Origin of the sequence: Methylosinus sp. PW1 (assembly GCF_000745215.1) — a bacterium.
Taxonomy (GTDB): domain Bacteria; phylum Pseudomonadota; class Alphaproteobacteria; order Rhizobiales; family Beijerinckiaceae; genus Methylosinus.
The window spans coordinates 681776-699077 of sequence record NZ_JQNK01000009.1; the positions used below are offsets into that span (position 1 = coordinate 681776).

The 17302-nt window shown below is 65.5% G+C and carries 14 protein-coding genes; 4 read left to right on the plus strand and 10 right to left on the minus strand.

All coding sequences use genetic code 11. From position 1 onward, the window contains the following. Positions 1-25 precede the first annotated feature (25 nt). The 5 genes from K369_RS12560 to K369_RS12590 all read right to left on the minus strand — a co-directional run bounded on the left by K369_RS12560 (position 26) and on the right by K369_RS12590 (position 8877). Positions 26-1438, minus strand: a complete 1413-nt coding sequence (locus K369_RS12560; RefSeq protein WP_036291611.1) for a TolC family outer membrane protein — start codon at positions 1436-1438, stop codon at positions 26-28. Then, positions 1435-4677: an efflux RND transporter permease subunit gene (locus K369_RS12565; RefSeq protein ID WP_036291613.1), complete on the minus strand. Its 3243-nt coding sequence runs from the start codon at positions 4675-4677 to the stop codon at positions 1435-1437. Before K369_RS12565 ends, K369_RS12560 begins: the two co-directional genes overlap by 4 nt. A gap of 52 nt (positions 4678-4729) precedes the next feature. Continuing rightward, positions 4730-6040 carry an efflux RND transporter periplasmic adaptor subunit gene (locus K369_RS12570; protein ID WP_245278185.1) on the minus strand — a complete coding sequence of 437 codons (1311 nt, stop codon included), beginning with the start codon at positions 6038-6040 and terminating at the stop codon, positions 4730-4732. A gap of 152 nt (positions 6041-6192) precedes the next feature. Continuing rightward, positions 6193-7050 (minus strand): outer membrane protein, encoded by an 858-nt coding sequence (locus K369_RS12580; protein ID WP_036291617.1) that lies wholly within the window; start codon positions 7048-7050, stop codon positions 6193-6195. A 516-nt stretch (positions 7051-7566) separates the two neighbouring features. Next, positions 7567-8877: a replication-associated recombination protein A gene (locus K369_RS12590; RefSeq protein WP_036291621.1), complete on the minus strand. Its 1311-nt coding sequence runs from the start codon at positions 8875-8877 to the stop codon at positions 7567-7569. A 209-nt stretch (positions 8878-9086) separates the two neighbouring features. On the opposite strand from K369_RS12590, the gene K369_RS12595 reads away from it, so the two are divergent. After that, a complete protein-coding gene (locus K369_RS12595) occupies positions 9087-9989 on the plus strand; it encodes a division plane positioning ATPase MipZ (RefSeq protein WP_036291623.1) in 903 nt (300 codons plus the stop codon). A 46-nt stretch (positions 9990-10035) separates the two neighbouring features. On the opposite strand, the gene greA is transcribed toward K369_RS12595, so the two are convergent. Together greA and K369_RS12605 are read right to left on the minus strand one after the other, a co-directional pair. Beyond that, positions 10036-10503 carry a transcription elongation factor GreA gene (greA, locus tag K369_RS12600; protein WP_036291626.1) on the minus strand — a complete coding sequence of 156 codons (468 nt, stop codon included), beginning with the start codon at positions 10501-10503 and terminating at the stop codon, positions 10036-10038. Between the two features lie 31 nt (positions 10504-10534). After that, a complete protein-coding gene (locus K369_RS12605; RefSeq protein ID WP_036291628.1) occupies positions 10535-11521 on the minus strand; it encodes an MDR family oxidoreductase in 987 nt (328 codons plus the stop codon). Positions 11522-11705: 184 nt separating this feature from the next. Here K369_RS12605 and K369_RS12610 point away from each other — a divergent pair, with 184 nt between their 5' ends. Then, complete coding sequence (locus K369_RS12610; protein WP_036291630.1) at positions 11706-12209, plus strand: Spy/CpxP family protein refolding chaperone; 504 nt, start codon at positions 11706-11708, stop codon at positions 12207-12209. 80 nt (positions 12210-12289) lie between these two features. Here K369_RS12610 and K369_RS12615 read toward each other — a convergent pair whose 3' ends face one another. The 3 genes from K369_RS12615 to K369_RS27970 form a co-directional block, all read right to left on the minus strand. Next, entirely contained in the window at positions 12290-13300 is a 1011-nt protein-coding gene (locus tag K369_RS12615) for a polyprenyl synthetase family protein (RefSeq protein ID WP_371033323.1), read from the minus strand. 125 nt (positions 13301-13425) lie between these two features. Next, positions 13426-13716 (minus strand): YARHG domain-containing protein, encoded by a 291-nt coding sequence (locus K369_RS12620; protein ID WP_051949258.1) that lies wholly within the window; start codon positions 13714-13716, stop codon positions 13426-13428. Continuing rightward, positions 13713-13844 (minus strand): hypothetical protein, encoded by a 132-nt coding sequence (locus K369_RS27970; RefSeq protein ID WP_256380990.1) that lies wholly within the window; start codon positions 13842-13844, stop codon positions 13713-13715. Before K369_RS27970 ends, K369_RS12620 begins: the two co-directional genes overlap by 4 nt. A 29-nt stretch (positions 13845-13873) precedes the next feature. Here K369_RS27970 and K369_RS12625 point away from each other — a divergent pair, with 29 nt between their 5' ends. Together K369_RS12625 and K369_RS12630 are read left to right on the plus strand one after the other, a co-directional pair. Next, positions 13874-14650, plus strand: coding sequence for a tRNA1(Val) (adenine(37)-N6)-methyltransferase (locus K369_RS12625; RefSeq protein WP_036291633.1), 777 nt, complete (start codon positions 13874-13876; stop codon positions 14648-14650). Positions 14651-14790: 140 nt separating this feature from the next. Beyond that, positions 14791-17295: a TonB-dependent receptor gene (locus K369_RS12630; protein ID WP_036291635.1), complete on the plus strand. Its 2505-nt coding sequence runs from the start codon at positions 14791-14793 to the stop codon at positions 17293-17295. The last annotated feature ends 7 nt before the right edge of the window (positions 17296-17302 follow it).

A 17302-nucleotide genomic window follows, 5' to 3' on the forward strand; every position in this document is an offset into this window, starting at 1 on the left:
AATTCAAAACCGCCCGGCGTCGCTCTCAGCGGCCGCCGGGCGTTTCGATTCCGCCCCAGGAATCCTTGACGGCATCGAAATGCGCGGAAGCGTCATAGGCGGCGACGGAGAGGCCGAGCTGCTGCGCCGACAATCGGCCCATCGCCGCCAGCACGGCGTAGGAAGCGACGACGCGGTCGCGCTGCGCGACCACCAGCGCCAGCCGCGCGCCGAGCAGCTCCTGCTGCGCGTTCAAAATCTCCAGCGTGGTGCGCTTGCCGGCCTTGGCCTCCTCGCGCACGCCCTCGAGCGCGCGCTCGGCGGCGGCGATCTGCGCGCTGGCGGCGGCGATCTGCGCCTTGGCGGCCTGCAGCCCTCCCCAATTGGCGCGCGTCAGCGCCATCAGCTCGGCGCGCGCGGCGTCGACGTCGAATTTCTTCTGTCCCGCCGTCTCTTTCGCCTGGCGCAGCCGCGCCGACGTCCCGCCGCCCGAATAGATCGGCACCGATAATTTGCCGAGCAGTTGCGCGCCGACGGCGCGATTGCCGCGGCCGTCGATATCGGACTCGGTGTAGACCTTGCCGACCATGGAGAGGCTGGGCAGGAAATCGCTCTCGATCACCCTTATGTCGAGATCGGCGGCCTCGGCGTCATGCTGCGCCGCGCGCACCACCGGATGCTCGGCGAGCGCGATGCGCTCCGCCGCTTCGCGCGATTTCGGCAGCAGGCGATCGATCGGCTCGGCCGGCGCGAGACGCTTCGCCTCCGCGCCCATGATCTGCGCATAGCGCGCGAGGCCGGCGTCGAGCTCGGCGCGCGCCGTCGCGGCTTGCGAGCGGCCGGCGGAGAGGCGCGCCTCGGCTTGCGCAATATCGGTCGGCGTGATCTCGCCGGCCGCATAGCGCTCCTTGGTCTGGCGCAGCTGCTCCTCGAGCACGGAAACATGGTTCTGCTGCAAGCGCAGCGCAGCGGTGTCGCGCAGCACGTTCATATAGACGGAGACGGCCTCGAACAGCACCCGCTGCTCCATGAGCCGCAGCCGCTCGCGTCCCCCATGCACATTGGTCTGCGCGGCGAGCGCGGCGTTCTGCGTGCGAAAGCCGTCGAACAAGGGCTGCTCGACGCTGAGCACGGCGGAACGCGGCGGCCCGCCGCCGCGATTGTTCTGAATGCTCTCGACCCATATCGGATCGAGGTAATTGCCATTGTCGTATTCGAAGGACTTCTGCACCGAGCGGCGCCGCTCGACGCCGAGAAAGGCGTCTGTCCTCACGCTGGGGCGAAATTGCGCGAGCGCGCGCGGCACATTCTCGTCATTGGCGCGCTGTCCTGCGCGTGCGGAATTGATGGTCGGATTGAGCTCATAGGCGCGCGCCAGCGCGCTAGCGAGCGTTTCCGCCGAAGCGACGGCGGGCGTCAGCAGCGCGAGCCCGAGAGCGAAGACGGAAACGGCTCTCATGCGTCGGCGCCTCGCGGCTCGGCGACGACATCCTCCTCCGCCGCGACGACTGCCTCATCGCGGCCGAACAGCGCATAGAGCGCCGGCAGCACGAAAAGCGTGAGCACCGTCGCGCTGACCAGACCGCCGATGACGACCGTCGCTATGGGCTTTTGCACTTCCGCGCCCGTCCCTGTGGCGAAGGCCATGGGCAGAAAGCCGAGCGAGGCGACGAGCGCGGTCATGGCGACAGGACGCAGGCGCGTCATCGCGCCTTCGACAATGGCGTCGCGCGGCGCGCGGCCCTGCTGCACCAGCTGCAGAATATAGCTGCGCATGACGAGGCCATTGAGCACGGCGACGCCGGAGAGCGCGATGAAGCCGACAGCGGCGGAGACCGACATGGGCATTCCGCGCAGCCAGAGCGCGGCGACGCCGCCGGACAGCGCCAAAGGCACGGCGCTGAACACGATGAGCGCATCACGCGCCGTGCCCAGCGCCGAATAGAGCAAGAGGAAGATGAGGAAAAAGCACAGCGGCACGACGAGCACGAGCTTTTGCCGCGCGGCGGCGAGATTCTCGAACTGTCCGCCCCAGGAGAGCCAATCGCCGGCGGCGAGCGTGACTTTCGCTCTCACCCTGTCCTGCGCGTCGGCGACGACGGAGGCGATGTCGCGGCCGCGCACATTGGCGGTGACGACGACGCGGCGCTTGCCATTCTCGCGCGAGATCTGGTTCGGCCCCTCATGAAAGGAGAAGGAGGCGACCTGCTTCAGCGGCACGGTGCGCGTCTGCCCCGTGTCATGCCCGCGCACGGAGACGGGAAGATTTTCGAGCGCGCGAATGTCGTGGCGCAACTCGTCCTTCAGACGCACGATGATGGGAAAACGCCGATCGCCCTCGAAGACGACGCCGGCGCGCTGGCCGCCGACAGCGGCGCCGATGACGTCCTGCACTTCCGCGACGCTGAGGCCGAGATGCGCGATCTCGGTCTTGTCGATCTTGATCTCGAGGAAGGGCAGGCCCGCGATCTGCTCGACCTTCACATCCTCGGCGCCGGAGACGCCGCGCAGCACGCCGGCGATCTGCTCCGCCTCCTTGGCCATCGAATCGAATTCTTCGCCGAACACTTTCACCGCTATGTCGCCGCGCACGCCGGCCAGCAGCTCGTTGAAGCGCAGCTGTATCGGCTGCGAGAATTCATAGAGATTGCCGGGAAGCTCGGAGACCTTCGCGCCGATGCGGCGGATCAGCTCCTCCTTGGGGAGCTTGGGATCGGCCCAGCCCTCGCGCGGCTTCAAGAAAATATAGGTGTCGGTGAGATTGGGCGGCATGGGGTCGGTCGCCGCCTCCGCCGTGCCGGTCTTGGAGAAGACATAGGCGACCTCGGGCGCGCGATGAATGGCGTTCTCGACCTCGTTCTGCATCGCCTGCGACTGGGTGAGCGAGGCGCTCGGAATGCGGCCCGCCTGCATGGCGAGGTTTTTCTCGTCCAGCGTCGGGATGAACTCCTGGCCGAGGCGCGAGGCGAGCAGCAGCGCCAGCAGAAAAGCGCCGGCGCCTATGGCGATGGGCCGGCGCGGCGCCGCAATGGCGCTCTGCAAGCGCGGCAGATAGGCGCGCTTCAATGAAGCGATGAATTTGTTCTCGCTCTCCTCGATGCGGCCGGAGACGAGAATGGCGATCATCGCCGGCACGAAGGTGAGCGAGAGAATAAAGGCGGCGGCGAGCGCCAATATCACCGTCAGCGCCATGGGATGGAACATCTTGCCTTCGACGCCGGAGAAGGACAGCAGAGGCACATAGACGAGAATGATGATCGCCTGCCCATAGACGGTGGGGCGGATCATCTCCACGGCGGAGGCGATGACCGTCTGCAGCCGATCCTCGAGCGAGAGCGCGCGGCCGAGCGCATGGCGCCGCTCGAAGAGATGACGCAGGCTGTTCTCGGCGATGATCACCGCGCCATCGGCGATGAGGCCGAAATCCAGCGCGCCCATGCTCATGAGATTGGCGCTGATGCGGCCATAGACCATGCCGGTGGCGAGCAGCAGCATGGTGACGGGAATGACCAGCGCGGTGATGAGCGCCGCGCGGAAATTGCCGAGCAGCAGAAACAGCACGACGATGACCAGCAGCGCGCCCTCGGCGAGATTGGAGGCGACCGTGCGGATCGTCGCGTCGACGAGCACGGTGCGGTCGAGGATCGTCTTCGCCTCTATCCCCGGCGGCAGCGACGCCCTTATGACGTCGAGCTTGGCGCCGACGGCGGCGGAGACCGAGCGGCTGTTGCCGCCGATCAGCATCAGCGCCGTGCCGATGACGACCTCCTCACCATCCATGCTGGCGCTGCCGACGCGCATCTCGCGGCCGACGCCGACCTCGGCAATGTCCTTCACGCGCAAAGGCACGCCATTGCGCGTCGAGACGACGACGCGCTCTATATCGTCCATCGTCTCCAAACGGCCGCCGCTGCGCACCACATAGCCTTCGCCATTGCGCTCTATATAGCCGGCGCCGCGGCTCTGATTATTGCGCTCGAGCGCGGTGGCGACATCGCCGAAGGAGAGGCCGAGCGAATAGAGCTTCATCGCATCCGGCCGCACGTCGAACTGCTTCACGAAGCCGCCCAGCGAATCGATGCTCGCTATATTTGGCACCACTTTGAGCTGCGGCTTGACGATCCAATCCTGCACGGTGCGCAGATAGGCCGAGCGCTCGAGCTCGCTGCGCAGGAGTTGTCCGTCCGGCGTCAGATAGGAGCCGTCATTCTGCCAGCCCGGCTCGCCGTCCAGATATTTGCGGCCCGGCGTCTTCGGCGCATAGCGGATCGCCCACATATAGATTTCGCTGAGGCCGGTCGCGATCGGCCCCATGCGCGCCTCGACGCCGACGGGGAAATTCTCCTTCGCTTCCGCGAGCCGCTCGTTCACCTGCTGACGCGCGAAATAAATGTCGAGCTTCTCGGCGAAGACGGCCGTCACCTGCGAGAAGCCGTTGCGCGAGAGCGAGCGCGTATATTCGAGGCCCGGAATGCCCGCGATCGCATTCTCTATGGGGAAGGTGATCTGCTTCTCGACCTCGGTCGGCGACAGCGCCGGCGCGATGGCGTTGATCTGCACCTGATTATTGGTGATGTCCGGCACGGCGTCGATCGGCAGGCGATCGAGCGAGGCGGCGCCGATGAGGCAGGCGAGCAGAGTCAGCAGCGCGATGAGCCAGCGCTGGCGGACCGAAAAGGCGATGCAACGCTCGATCATCTATTGTCACACATTTCCCGTCGCGCGCCGCCGTCATCGACGAGGCGGGCGGTCAGTCCAACCCTTCGAGCCGTGACTTGCCGAGCTCCGCCTTCAGCACGAAGACATTGGTCGCGGCGATCTGCTCCCCCTCCTCGAGACCCGCGACGATCTCGATCGCCTCATTGTCGCTCGCGCCCGTCTCCACCTTGCGCTTCACGAAGCCTTCCGGCGTGCGCACGAAGACGACCGTCTCGCCCTCGAATGTGAGCAGCGCCGAGCGCGGCAGGCGCAGGCGCACATTCTTCTCCTCGAGGGTGATGCGCGCCGTCATCGCCGTGCCGGGACGAAGCGCGAAATCCGCATTGGCGAAAGACGCGACGGCGCGGCCCGAATGCGTCTCATGGTCGAGCATGGGGCCGATGAAGACGATGTGGCCCTCGGCCTCCTCCTCGCCGTCATGCGAGAGGCGCACGCTCTGCCCCTCGCGCACGGAGGGAAGATCGGCGATGGCGACGGCGACATCGGCGAAGACGGTCGAAAGATCGGCGACGACATAGATCTGCGCATCGCCGCCGACCGGCTGGCCGAGATCGGAGCGGCGCTCGATCACCTTGCCGGCGATGGGCGCACGAATCTCCTTGCGGCGCAATTCGCCGACCGGCTGGCCGGCGAGAGCGGCGATCTCGCCTTCCGAGAGATCGAGCGCGGCGAGCTTCTGCCGCGCCAGCTCGACTCGGAGCCGCGCCTCCTCATAGGCGCCGCGGGCTTTCAGGAAATTCTGCTCGGCGGAGATCTTCTTGTCGAAGAGCCCCTTCTCGCGCTGGAACAGCGCCGATTGCAGATCGAGGCCCACTTTGGCGGCGAGATATTCGCTCTTGGCGTCGGCGACCTCGCGACTCTCTATGATGGCGATCACCTCGCCTTTTTCGACCGGATCGCCGAGCCTCTTGCGCAATTCGGCGACCGCGCCGACGACCTTGGCGGCGACGCGGCCGATGCGGTCGGGATCGACAGAGACGACGGCGGGCGCCGCCACATCGCGCGTCAGCACGCCGGGGACGGCGGCGACCGTGGCGATCTTGGCGGCGGCGATCTGCTCGGCCGTCAGCTTGACGAGGCCATCGACGCCCTTGGCGTCGGCCTCGGCGGCTTTCTCGCCAGCGCCGAGCAGAGCGCGAATCGGCGCGGAAATTTGCGGAAACAGCGAGCCGAGCATGGCGCTCGCCAGCAGCGCGGCGACGAGCCGCAGAGCGCGCGAGCGCCCCGAATTAGAAGTGCTCCAAACTGGAATGAAGCTCGGCGGCCGCCCCCCCGCGTCGGCGGGAACGACATCGGACGCCGCCAATCGGCGGAGGATATGGGCCAAGTCTCGCAGTCGCATCTCGAGACTTCTTTAACCCGTACGGCCGGCCGCGTCCACGCCGGCGCGTCGGAAAAGCGGGCGCCGCGCCCAAGTCTCGAGCGCGCCGGCGCCCGAAAAACGAGAACGCCCGGCGACACGCGCCGGGCGCCTCTCTCCGAGCGGCGGAGACCTCAATATTTCGCGATAACCGGGGCGGACGCGGCGCCGAACAGGTTCAGGCGATAGTTCAGGCCGGCGCGTACCGTGTGGAACTGGGTCGGCGAGGCGTGGGCGGCGACGAAGGGAACGCCGACACCGATGGCGGAGCTGCCGAAGGACTGATTCGTCGCGCCGAGGTCGGTGTAGAGATATTCGACCTTGACCGACCATCCCGGAAAGGCGGCGGGCGCCCACTCGACGCCGCCGCCGGCCGTCCAGCCCGTCGCGGTCTGGCTGAACGCCGAGCGGCCGAACTGGGACGAGCCGGCCGGCGGGATGGGGAAGTTCACGACGCTGACGGACTTGTCGACCTCGCCGTAAGCAAAGCCGCCGGTGCCGTAGACCAGCACGTTCGGCACCGACGGCAGCGTGACGCCGACGCGGCCACGGACCGTGCCCCACCAGTTGAGGCTGCTCGTCGAGGAAATCCCGGTGACGTCACCGAGGAAGAAGCCCTTCACGAAGGCGCTGGAGCTCGAGTTGATGTCGGATCCCTGAAAGTCGGCCTCGAGACCGACCACGAGCCAGGGATTGACCTGATAGTTATAGCCGATCTGGCCGCCGCCGGTGACGCCCTCGAGGTTCTGGCCGAGGCTCCAAACGGAGACGCTCGGAGTCGCGAGCGGCGAGAAGAGCGATCCAGTGGCGTTGCCCCCGGCGTTAAAGCCGTAGCCGATGTTCACGCCGGCGTAGAGGCCGGTCCAGCTGAAGGCGGGAGCGAGGGGAGCGACAAAAGCCGGCGCGCCCTTGGTCGACGGAAGGTCGGCGGCGAAAGCCGGAGCCGCGGCGAGAGCCAGCGCCAGCGCGCTGACAGTGGAAAATGTCTTCATGGATTTCCTCACTCGATCAATGCGGCCGTCGTGACCGGCGCCCCCCGACGCCGAATAGTCCGAGCAGCCGCTCGGTGTTGCCGATCCAGCGCGTACTACGCCTCGGCGCAAAGCTACGTCAACGCTCAACGCTCCGCCTGCTGGGCTCTAAAGCATTTTTATTCACACTGTGACAAATGAGCGACAGTAAATACTCGCTTCTCGAAATTAGACGATTGACTCGGCGAACGAATTGCGGACGAAAGGCGAATCGACGCACCGCCGCCATTGTCGAATTTATAATGTAAAATCAATGTTATAATTCAAATTTTGATCGCTGCAGAGCCATTGGCGAGAGGCCCGTCAGCGGCCTCGCCACGATGCGTCGCGCCGTCGAGCCAAGGAATCTGTCAAAGATGAGAGGCGCGGCGACAAGCATTCGTTGCGCATACGGCATGTCGCAGCGACGATTCGACGCGCGAAGCCGAATCTTCTTCAATGACTTGCGTGCATTGGAATCGCGTCGCTCGCGCGCCGTCAGCCGCCGCGCCGCTCGCGCCGCAGCCGCTCCCAATAGTCGAGGCGCTTGGCGATCTCGCGCTCGAAGCCGCGCTCCACCGGCCGGTAGAAGCTCTGACGGCCGAGCGCCTCCGGCCAATAATCCTGGCCGGAAAAAGCGTCCGGCTCGTCGTGATCGTAGCGATAGCCCTCGCCATAGCCTTCGCTCTTCATCAATTTGGTCGGCGCGTTGAGGATGGTCTTGGGCGGCATGGGCGAGCCGCTCTCCTCGGCGAGGCGGCGGGCCGCCTTATAGGCGACGTATCCCGCGTTGGATTTGGGCGCGCTGGCCACATAGAGAACGGCCTGCGCGAGGGCCAGTTCGCCCTCCGGGCTGCCGAGAAAATCATAGGCGTCCTTGGCGGCGTTGGCGACGACCAGCGCCTGTGGATCGGCGAGGCCGATATCCTCCACCGCCATGCGGACGATTCGCCTCGCCAGGAACAGCGGGTCCTCCCCGGCGACCAGCATTCGCGCGAAATAATAGAGGGCGGCGTCCGGGTCGGAGCCGCGCACGCATTTGTGCAGCGCGCTGATGAGATTGTAATGGCCTTCCTGCGCCTTGTCGTAGATGGGCGCGCGCCGCTGCACGATCTCGGCGAGCCGGGCGCGATCGAAGACCTCGCCCTCCCCCGCCGCGCGCCAGACATCCTCGGCGAGGGTCAGAGAGGCGCGGCCATCGCCATCGGCCATCGCAACGAGAGCGGCGCGCGCATCCGCGTCCAGCGGCAGGGGCTTGCCCTCGGCCTGCTCGGCGCGCTGCAGCAGCTTCTCGATCGCCTCGGCGCCCAGCGATTTGAAGGTCAGAACGCGGGCGCGCGACAAGAGCGCGGCGTTGAGCTCGAAGGAGGGGTTTTCCGTCGTCGCGCCGATCAGCGTGACAGAGCCGTCCTCCATCACCGGCAGGAAGGAATCCTGCTGGCCGCGGTTGAATCGGTGAATCTCGTCGACGAAGAGCAGCGTGCCCTGCCCCATGGCGCGGCGGGCGCGCGCGGCCTCGAAGGTCTTCTTCAAATCGGCGACGCCGGTGAAGATCGCCGAAATCTGCACGAAGGAGAGATCGGTCTCATGGGCGAGAAGGCGCGCCACCGTCGTCTTGCCGGTGCCGGGCGGCCCCCAGAAGATCAGCGAGCCGATCGAGCCGGAGCGGATCGCGCGCGTCAGCGCCCCGTCCGGGCCGACGAGATGGTCCTGGCCGGCGACCTCCTCCAGCCGCTGCGGACGCAGGCGGTCGGCCAGCGGATGCGGCGCATTGCGATCGAGCCCGGCGGCGGCGAACAAATCACTCATGGGACGCCTTTATAGCGGATCGCCGGCGAGCGCGCCCGACCCAGTCCGTTGTTCGTAGTTTCCGAACCTTTACCTTTGCCGGGGCTCGTTTAACCAGCGGTTAACCATTCCCAGGCTATTACGATTCTGTAAAATTCTACCGACCCCCCTGTTCTATCGTGGCGTCCTGGCGGCGTAGGAGCCCAACTTTCAAACACAGGTCGATCAGCATGCGCACTATCGCATTCGTCACGCAGAAGGGCGGCGCCGGAAAGAGCACGCTCGCCAGCAGCATCGCCGTCGCCGCCAGTAGCGCAGGCGAGCGCGTTTTCATTATCGATTTGGATCCGCTTCAATCATTGGTCAAATGGTCGAGGGCGCGTGAGGCGACCGACGTTCCGGTCGAGCATGTGCCGCCGGCCAAGCTCGGCAAGGCGCTGGCGGCGCTCGAGAAAAAGGGCGTGACTCTCGTCGTCATCGACGCGCCCGGCGCCGACAGCGAATATTCGGACGCCGCCATTCGCGTCGCCGATCTCTGCATCATCCCCGCGCGTCCCAATGTCTTCGACCTCTGGGCCTGCGAGCTGACCCGCGCCAGCATCAAGGACAAGAAGAAGGATTACGCCTTTCTTCTCAACCAATGCCCGCCCGCGCAGCAGAACGCCCGCGTCGACCAGGGCGCGCAAGCGCTGCAGTCGATCGGCGCGCTGCTCTCCCCCATGGTCTCGGCGCGCGTCGATTATCAGGAGGCGGCTCGCCTCGGCCTCGGCGTCTGCGAGCTCAATCCCGAAGGCGTCGCCGCCCAGGAGATGCGCGAATTGTGGCAGTCGGTGAAGCGCCGCCTCAAGAAGGGCTTCACGCCCGCGGCGGTCGCCAAGCCGGAGCCGAAGGCGGAAGCTCCCGCCAAGGTCGAGGCGAAGCCAGTCAAAACAGAACCCAAGGTCGAGGCCAAGGCGGAGGCGAAGCCCGCGGCCAAGGTCGCCGCCAAAGCGCCCGAGAAGGTCGCGCCCGCCGCCAAGGCGGAGAAGGTCGTGGCCAAGCAGGAGCAGCCTCCGGCGCGCAAGCAGGCCGCCGAGCCCGCCGCCGAGAAAGCCAAGCCGCAGGCCAAGCCCGCGGTCAAGAAAGCGGCCTGACGCAAAAACGAACCGCGCGGTCGCCGCGCGGTTCCTCGCCGGAGAGTCAGCCGATCTCGACGATTTTGGCGCTGTGGTGGATCACCTCGACGCCATCGCCGACGCTCTTGCCGAGCAGCGCCTTGGCGAGCGGCGCGACATAGGGAATGAGCCCTTTGGCGGGATCGGCCTCGTCCTCGCCCACCAGGCGAAAGCTCTGACGCTTGCCGGTCTCGTCCTCTATGACGATGCGATGGCCAAAGCGCGCCAGCTCGTGATCGGCGATCGGCCGCACGACCTCCGCCGTGGCCCGCCGCGCCGACCAATAGCGCAGATCGCGCGCCGCCAGCGCAACGGCGCCCTTGTCGTCCCGCGCCTGCGCCGCCTCCAGCTCGTCGTGCAGCCGCGCCAGCTCCGCCTCGATCATGGCGAGGCCCTCCGGCGTCACGAGATTGCGATGCGGGCTGATGGGACGATCGGGCAGCTCCTGGCGGAGCTCGTCGTCGTCCTGCTCTTTGGTGAAAGCGCTGCTCATATCATCATGTCCTGTTCGACGCCGCTGCGCGTCAGCCGATCTCGATCACCAGCCGGCCCCTGATCTTGCCGGCGACGATCGATCGCGCGCGCTCTAGCGCCTGCGCGAAAGGCGCCGTCTCCGTCATTCTGGCGAGCAAACCTTTGTCGAGATCGCGCGCCAGACGCTCCCAGCCCACGCGCCGCAAGGGCAGGCTGGGCCGAACGCTTTCGACGCCGATGAGCGAAACGCCGCGCAGGATGAACGGCGCGACAGTCGTCGGCAGCTCCATTCCCTGCGCATTGCCGCAGGCCGCGACGACGCCGTCGATCGAGGTCTGCGCCAGAACATTGGCGAGCGTCACCGAGCCCACCGTATCGACGCCGCCAGCGAAACGCTGCTTCTGCAACGGTTTGCCGGGGGTGGAGAGCTCGGCGCGATCGACGATCTCCGACGCGCCCAGATCTTTCAGATAGGCTTCTTCCTCGGGACGTCCAGTGGATGCGACGACCCGCCATCCCAGCGCCGCCAGCAGCGCCACCGCCACGGAGCCGACGCCGCCCGCCGCGCCCGTCACCACCACCGGCCCGCGCGAGGGCTCGAGCCCCTGTCGCTCCAGCGCCATCACGCAGAGCATGGCCGTGTAGCCGGCGCTGCCGATCGCCATCGCCTGATGCGGCGTCAGTCCTTGCGGCAAATGCACCAGCCAATCGCCGCTGACCCGCGCACGCTGCGAGAAGCCGCCGTAATGCTGCTCGCCGAGCCCGCAGCCGCCGGCGATCACCTGCTCGCCCGGCCGGAAATCGGGGTGGCTCGAGCGCGTGACGACGCCCGCGAAATCGACGCCGGGAATCATCGGAAAGCGCCGCACCACCGGCGCCTTGCCGGTGACGGCGAGGCCGTCCTTGTAATTGACCGTGCTATGCGTAACCGCGACGTCGACGTCCCCCTCCATCAGCTCACTCTCGCCCAGCTCGGCATAGGCTGCGCGATAGCCGGCCTCGTCCTTGTCGATGCGTATGGCGGTGAATGCGCTCACTCTTTTGTCTCCTCTGTGATCGAGACGCGACGCGCTGCGCCGCCACTATCCGGTCGAATACGTAAAAGCTTATGTAAACAAAAGATTTCTGAGGCTGGACATTACCAAACATTAAGTTGCTTTTCGGCCGCCGAGAACGAATTGTCTAAGCGTCAAGTCCACCCATTCTCCCAGGTGAACGCTCATGAAGAAACATCTCCTCGCCGCCGTCGCCGTGGTCGCTCTCGCCCTTCCGCTCTCGGGCGGAGTCTTTGCAGAGCCGGCTCCCGGCGAGCATCATCATCACCAATTCTCGCCGGAGGATCATGCCGCCTTCACCGACGCCAAGATCGCCGCTCTGAAGGCCGGCTTGAAGCTCACGCCCGCCCAGGAGAAGAACTGGCCGGCGGTGGAAGCCTCGCTGCGCGACATCGCCAAGGCGCGCGCCGCCCGCTTCGCCGAGGCCAAGGACAAGATCAAGGACATCCACGAGCATCGCAGCGTGATCGAAGGCTTGCAGCTGCACTCCAAGGCGCTGCATGCGCGCGCCGCCGAGTCGGAGAAGCTCGCCGAGGCGGCCAAGCCGCTCTTCGACAGCCTGGACGACGCCCAGAAGCGCCGCTTCGCCATTCTGCTGCATACGATCGCCAAAGGCCCGCATCACGGCCATGAATGGGGCGGCCCGCACGGCGGTCCCGAGCACGACTGAGGCCTTCCCTCGGCCAATCCTCTAAAGCGCCCCCTCGACGCCCCGCACGGCATTCGCCTGCGGGGCGTTTTCGCGTCAAGTCAATAGGCGCGCTCGACGCAGAAATCGACGACCTCGAGCAGCGCCGACTTCCACGGCGAGGCCGGGAAAATCTCCAGCGCGTCGCGCGCGATGGCGCCGTAATGGCTCGCCCGCTCGACCGTGTCCTTGATGGCGTCGTGCTTTTTCATCAGCGCGCAGGCGGCCTCGACGTCGCCGTCGTTGATCTCGCCCTTCTCCAGCGTGCGGCGCCAGAATTCGCGCTCGGTCTCAGTGCCGCGACGGAAGGCGAGCACGACGGGAAGCGTGATCTTGCCCTCGCGGAAATCATCGCCGACATTCTTGCCGAGCTTGGAGGATTGTCCGCCGTAATCCAGCGCGTCGTCGATGAGTTGGAAGGCGATTCCGAGATTCATGCCATAGCTGCGGCAAGCGGCTTCGTCCGCCTTGGAGCGGCCGGTGAGCATGGGGCCGACCTCGGCCGCGGCGGCGAACAGCTCCGCCGTCTTGGAGCGGATGACCGCCATATAGGCGTCTTCCGTCGTCTGCGTGTCCTTGGCGGCGTTGAGCTGGAGAATCTCGCCCTCGGCGATGACGGCGGCGGCCTGCGACACGACGGAGAGGCAGGAGAGCACGCCGGGCTCCACCATCATCTTGAAGGCGTGGCCGAGCAGAAAATCGCCGACCAGAACGCAGGTCTCATTGCCCCACAGCATTCGCGCGGCGATCTTGCCGCGGCGCATGTCGCTCTCGTCGACGACATCGTCGTGCAGCAGAGTGGCCGTATGCATGAACTCGATGCCGGCGGCGAATTTGATATGGCCGTCGCCCTCATAGCCGCACATGCCCGCAGTAGCGAGCACGAGCATCGGCCGCAGGCGCTTGCCGCCCGCAGAGATGAGATGATTGGCGACCTCGGGGATGGTCGTCACGTCGGAGCCGGTGCGCTGCAGAATCAGCTGATTGACGCGATGCAGGTCGGGGCCGATCAGCGAAAGGAGATTATCGAGGCCGGCGGACTTCTTTTCCTTTTCCTCCAGCGGTATGACGATGCCCACGTAGACCCCTTTGGCTTGTCTTGGAATGCTGGGGCGAACTTAAGGCTTCGGAGCGCGCGCGGCAAGCCGGGGAGGGCGCGCCCTCCCCTGGCCGATCCGACACTGTTCTGCGTGAGAATTCAGCACCCGTTCCGGCGCTCCAAGGACTGGAGCTGCCGAACCCGTCGGGCTTCGGCGCCGCTCAGCCGGCCATAGGGCGGAAAGCAGCCCCCGCCGAAAGCCGAGCGCCCGCGCGTGGTCTGGAAGCAATGCCCGGCGCGCGCATAGATGGCGTTGCGTTCTCGCCAGAGCTGGTCGCAGGAGAAAGCGCCCGATTGCGCGAGCGCGGGCGCCGGCGCGCCGATTTCGGCAAAGGCCGACAAGATCGCCCCTGCGGCGAGAAAACGGATCGTGGCGTTCATCGATTTCATCGCATCTCCTCCTCGACGACGACGCGACCGACCTCCAGCCGCATCGCCAGAACGTTCAGGGCGTTTCCAAAAGAGCGGAAGCCGATTGCTCGATGCGAGAGCTTGCTCGATGCGAGAAGCTGTGACATTTTTTCAGTGCGATGAACGTTTCCCGCGAATGAACGTTCCCCCGAACACAAAGGAGAAACGGTCGGAGGCCGCCGCCTTTCTCGGGGGACGCTTGCGTCTGCGCCAAATGCCGCGCGGCCATCGGGCCGGAACCGACGCCGTCCTTCTCGCGGCGGCGACGCCGGCGCAGACGCGCGGTCTCATTCTCGACATTGGCGCGGGCACTGGAGCCGTCGGCCTCGCCGCAGCGCTGCGCGCGCCCGCCGCCACGCTCGGCCTCGTCGAGATCGATCCGGAGACTTGCGCGCTGGCCCGCGAGAATATCGCGGACAACGCGCTCGCGGCGCGCATATGCGTCCACGAGGCCGATCTCCTCTCGATCGCGGCGCGTCGGGCCGGCGGGCTCGAGAATGAGAGCGCCGAGATCCTTCTCACCAATCCGCCCTATCTCACGCCGGGCCGCACACGCGTCTCGCCCGATCCGCGTCGCGCCCTCGCTCATATGAGCGCGGCGGGGCTCGAGCCCTGGCTGCGCGCCTGTCTCGCCTTGCTGCGCTCGGGCGGGCTCTTCGTCATGATCCATCGCGCCGACGCGTTGCAGGAGTGCCTCGCCGGCGTCGGCGCGCGGCTCGGCGCGCTCGCGCTATTGCCGATCTCACCGCGCGAGGGCGAAGCGGCGACGCGCATTCTGCTGCGCGGCGTCAAAGGCTCGAAGGCGCCGCTGGCGCTCTACCCGCCGCTGATTCTGCATGGCGCCGACGGCGCCTTCACGCCAGAGGCCGAGGCGCTCCATCGCGGCGACGGCGAGCTGCCGTGGCCCAGCTAGGCTATCGCGTAAGTATATCCCACATCTAGATTAATTATTGCGGCACAGCCGAGACTGTGGCTATATTCTAGGTAGAACTACGCAGTTGCGCTGCTCGGCAGGCGCCAAAATACCATTTTCCTAGTATGTTAGAGGCAGTAATGCATCCTAAGCGGCTTGTCGGACGCAGTCCATCGCTCGAGGCTTCCAAGCTCGTTCTCGCTCTCATTCTCGCGGCTTCCGCCTCACGCGACGCCGCGCTGGCCCAAGCGGCGCCGGAAACTGCGCAAATCCAGGACGTGCGCGTCGGCGCCGAGGTCAATGAGGCAGGACTGACGCGTCAGGAGGAGAAAGTCCTCGTCAAGACGCCGCGCTCGGGCGATTTCATCAGCGGCCCGAAGGCGCAGACCGAGCATTTGGAGCGGCTATCGGACTTTTCCCAGCTCGTTCCCAATTATCGTCCGAACGTCTCCAACCCGCAGACGTCCCGCCCCGCCATTCGCGGCGTCGGCCAGGGCGCCGGCACCGGCAATGGCTCGGAGAACGACACCGGCTTCATCATCGACAATGTGTTCTGGAAGGCCGTCGGCTTCCAATGGTCCGATTTCGTCGAGATCGAGAATTTCGAGCTCGGCCTCGGACCGCAGGGAACCGCCGGCGGCAAGAACACCACAGTCGGCAACATCATCGTGCGCACGCAGCTGCCCTCCTTCGAGCGCAAGGCGACATTCGAGACCTCCTTCGGCAATCACACGCATCTCATCGAGAAGCTGAATGTGACCGGGCCGATCATCGACGAGAAGCTCGCTTATCGCGTCACCTTTTTCTACGACAAGGACAATGGCTTTGTGAAAGACCAGGTCACGGGCGCGGGCATTTCCAACGCCAACCGGTGGGGCGCGCGCGGGCAATTATATTACGTCGGCGAGGATGTGACGGACAGGCTGATCTTCAGCTATGCGCGCTCCGCGGAATACAACAACAACAACAACGGCCCCTTCTCCAACTCACTGCAGATATTCGCCAACGGCACGATCGCGACCAATTATGCGACGACCGTGTTCCGGCGGCTCGGCAAGCAGATTCTGACCTTCGATCGCTACAAGCCCTATTACACGCATCTCGGCACACTGAGCTCGCGCACGATCACCGTCTCGAACGAATTGAACTGGCAGCTCGGCGAGAACACATTCACCTCGATCTCCGCCTGGGGCGAGTTCCGCCTGCTGCCCTACAATAATACCGGCAATCAGCTGATCGACGTCAGCGACGGCCACACCAATCAATGGACCGATCAATTTTCGCAGGAGTTCCGCCTCTCCTCGCCCAAGGATCAGCCGCTCGAATGGACCGTCGGACTCTTCGGCCTCTATGAGAAGGTCTTCAACTATAGCGAGACGGAATATGGCTCGGACGCCGCGCAATGGTTCGGCACGCCGACGACGAGCAAGGGGCTGCTCTGGGGCGTCGATTATCATACGGACGGCAAGGCGCTGACGATCAACGGCGCCGCCTATGGGCAGGCCACCTATCACGTCGACGAGCAGCTCGCGCTCACCTTCGGTCTGCGCAACGGCTATGAGGTGAAGGAGGGCTCGAATTTCGGCTGGATACAGCCCGGCTATCTCAGCGGCAATTTCACCTTGCAGCAATTGGCCAACGCCGTGCGCGGGGCGACCTCGACACAGCAATTCTTCGACACCGGCGGAACGTCGAAAGGCGCCAATCTGCTGACTGGAATCTTCAACCCCTCCTATCGCTACAACGACAATATCTTGTTCTATGGGCTCGTCGGGCGCGGCGAGAAGGCCGCCGCCATCAATTTCGCCCTGCCGATCTATGATTCGACCAACGCCTTCAAAGGATTCCAGCCGATTTTGACGAAGCGCGAGGTCTCTTGGGACTATGAGATCGGCGCCAAGACCAATTGGCTCGACGGCAAGCTCATCGCCAATGTGAACTTCTACTGGAACGATCTCTATAATTTCCAGGCCAATCAGACCGACACGAGCTACGTCGACGCCACCGGCACGCCGATCCGCGCGACCTATCTCGGCTCGATCCCGCATGTCCGACTGAAGGGCGTCGAAGTGAACGGACGCTGGAATCCGATCGAGAGATTGTGGATCAACGCCTCGGGCGCATTCACCGAGGCGCGCTATGTCGATTGGGACAACGCAGCGCCGCCGGCAGACTGGATATGGACGACCAATATCAACGGAGTCCGAGCGCCGCTCACCATCTCCCGATCGAACACGCGCTGGGAGAATTTGCCGATCTGGGCCTTCAACCTCGGCGCCAATTACGAGCAGCCGCTCGGCGCCGCCTTCGCCGAATTGGGCGAATGGGGCAAGCAGCCGGTCACCGCCTTCGGCTATGTCAATGCGAGCTGGTCGGACAAGATTCTCTTCACGAGCCCGGTCTCGACCAACACCTATTGGCAGTCGCCGTTCACGCTGATCAACGCCGGCCTCGGTCTGCGAACCGACGACGAGCGTTGGAGCCTGTCCTTCTGGGTGAAGAATCTTCTCGACCGCCGTGAGATCACCAACGCCGGCCCCAACACGAATGGCTGGACGCCGGGCACGGCGACGACGCCGGCGACGATGGCCTTCACCAATCAGCCGCGCAGCTTCGGCGGCAGCCTGCTGGTGAAGCTCTATTGAGGCGGCG

Excerpts from the sequence above, each read along its gene's own strand:
- K369_RS12560 (WP_036291611.1), bottom strand. The coding sequence starts at position 1,438 with ATGAGAGCCGTTTCCGTCTTCGCTCTCGGGCTCGCGCTGCTGACGCCC.
- K369_RS12565 (WP_036291613.1), bottom strand. The coding sequence starts at position 4,677 with ATGATCGAGCGTTGCATCGCCTTTTCGGTCCGCCAGCGCTGGCTCATC.
- K369_RS12570 (WP_245278185.1), bottom strand. The coding sequence starts at position 6,040 with ATGCGACTGCGAGACTTGGCCCATATCCTCCGCCGATTGGCGGCGTCC.
- K369_RS12580 (WP_036291617.1), bottom strand. The coding sequence starts at position 7,050 with ATGAAGACATTTTCCACTGTCAGCGCGCTGGCGCTGGCTCTCGCCGCG.
- K369_RS12590 (WP_036291621.1), bottom strand. The coding sequence starts at position 8,877 with ATGAGTGATTTGTTCGCCGCCGCCGGGCTCGATCGCAATGCGCCGCAT.
- K369_RS12595 (WP_036291623.1), top strand. The coding sequence starts at position 9,087 with ATGCGCACTATCGCATTCGTCACGCAGAAGGGCGGCGCCGGAAAGAGC.
- greA (WP_036291626.1), bottom strand. The coding sequence starts at position 10,503 with ATGAGCAGCGCTTTCACCAAAGAGCAGGACGACGACGAGCTCCGCCAG.
- K369_RS12610 (WP_036291630.1), top strand. The coding sequence starts at position 11,706 with ATGAAGAAACATCTCCTCGCCGCCGTCGCCGTGGTCGCTCTCGCCCTT.
- K369_RS12620 (WP_051949258.1), bottom strand. The coding sequence starts at position 13,716 with ATGAAATCGATGAACGCCACGATCCGTTTTCTCGCCGCAGGGGCGATC.
- K369_RS27970 (WP_256380990.1), bottom strand. The coding sequence starts at position 13,844 with ATGTCACAGCTTCTCGCATCGAGCAAGCTCTCGCATCGAGCAATCGGC.
- K369_RS12625 (WP_036291633.1), top strand. The coding sequence starts at position 13,874 with ATGAACGTTCCCCCGAACACAAAGGAGAAACGGTCGGAGGCCGCCGCC.
- K369_RS12630 (WP_036291635.1), top strand. The coding sequence starts at position 14,791 with ATGCATCCTAAGCGGCTTGTCGGACGCAGTCCATCGCTCGAGGCTTCC.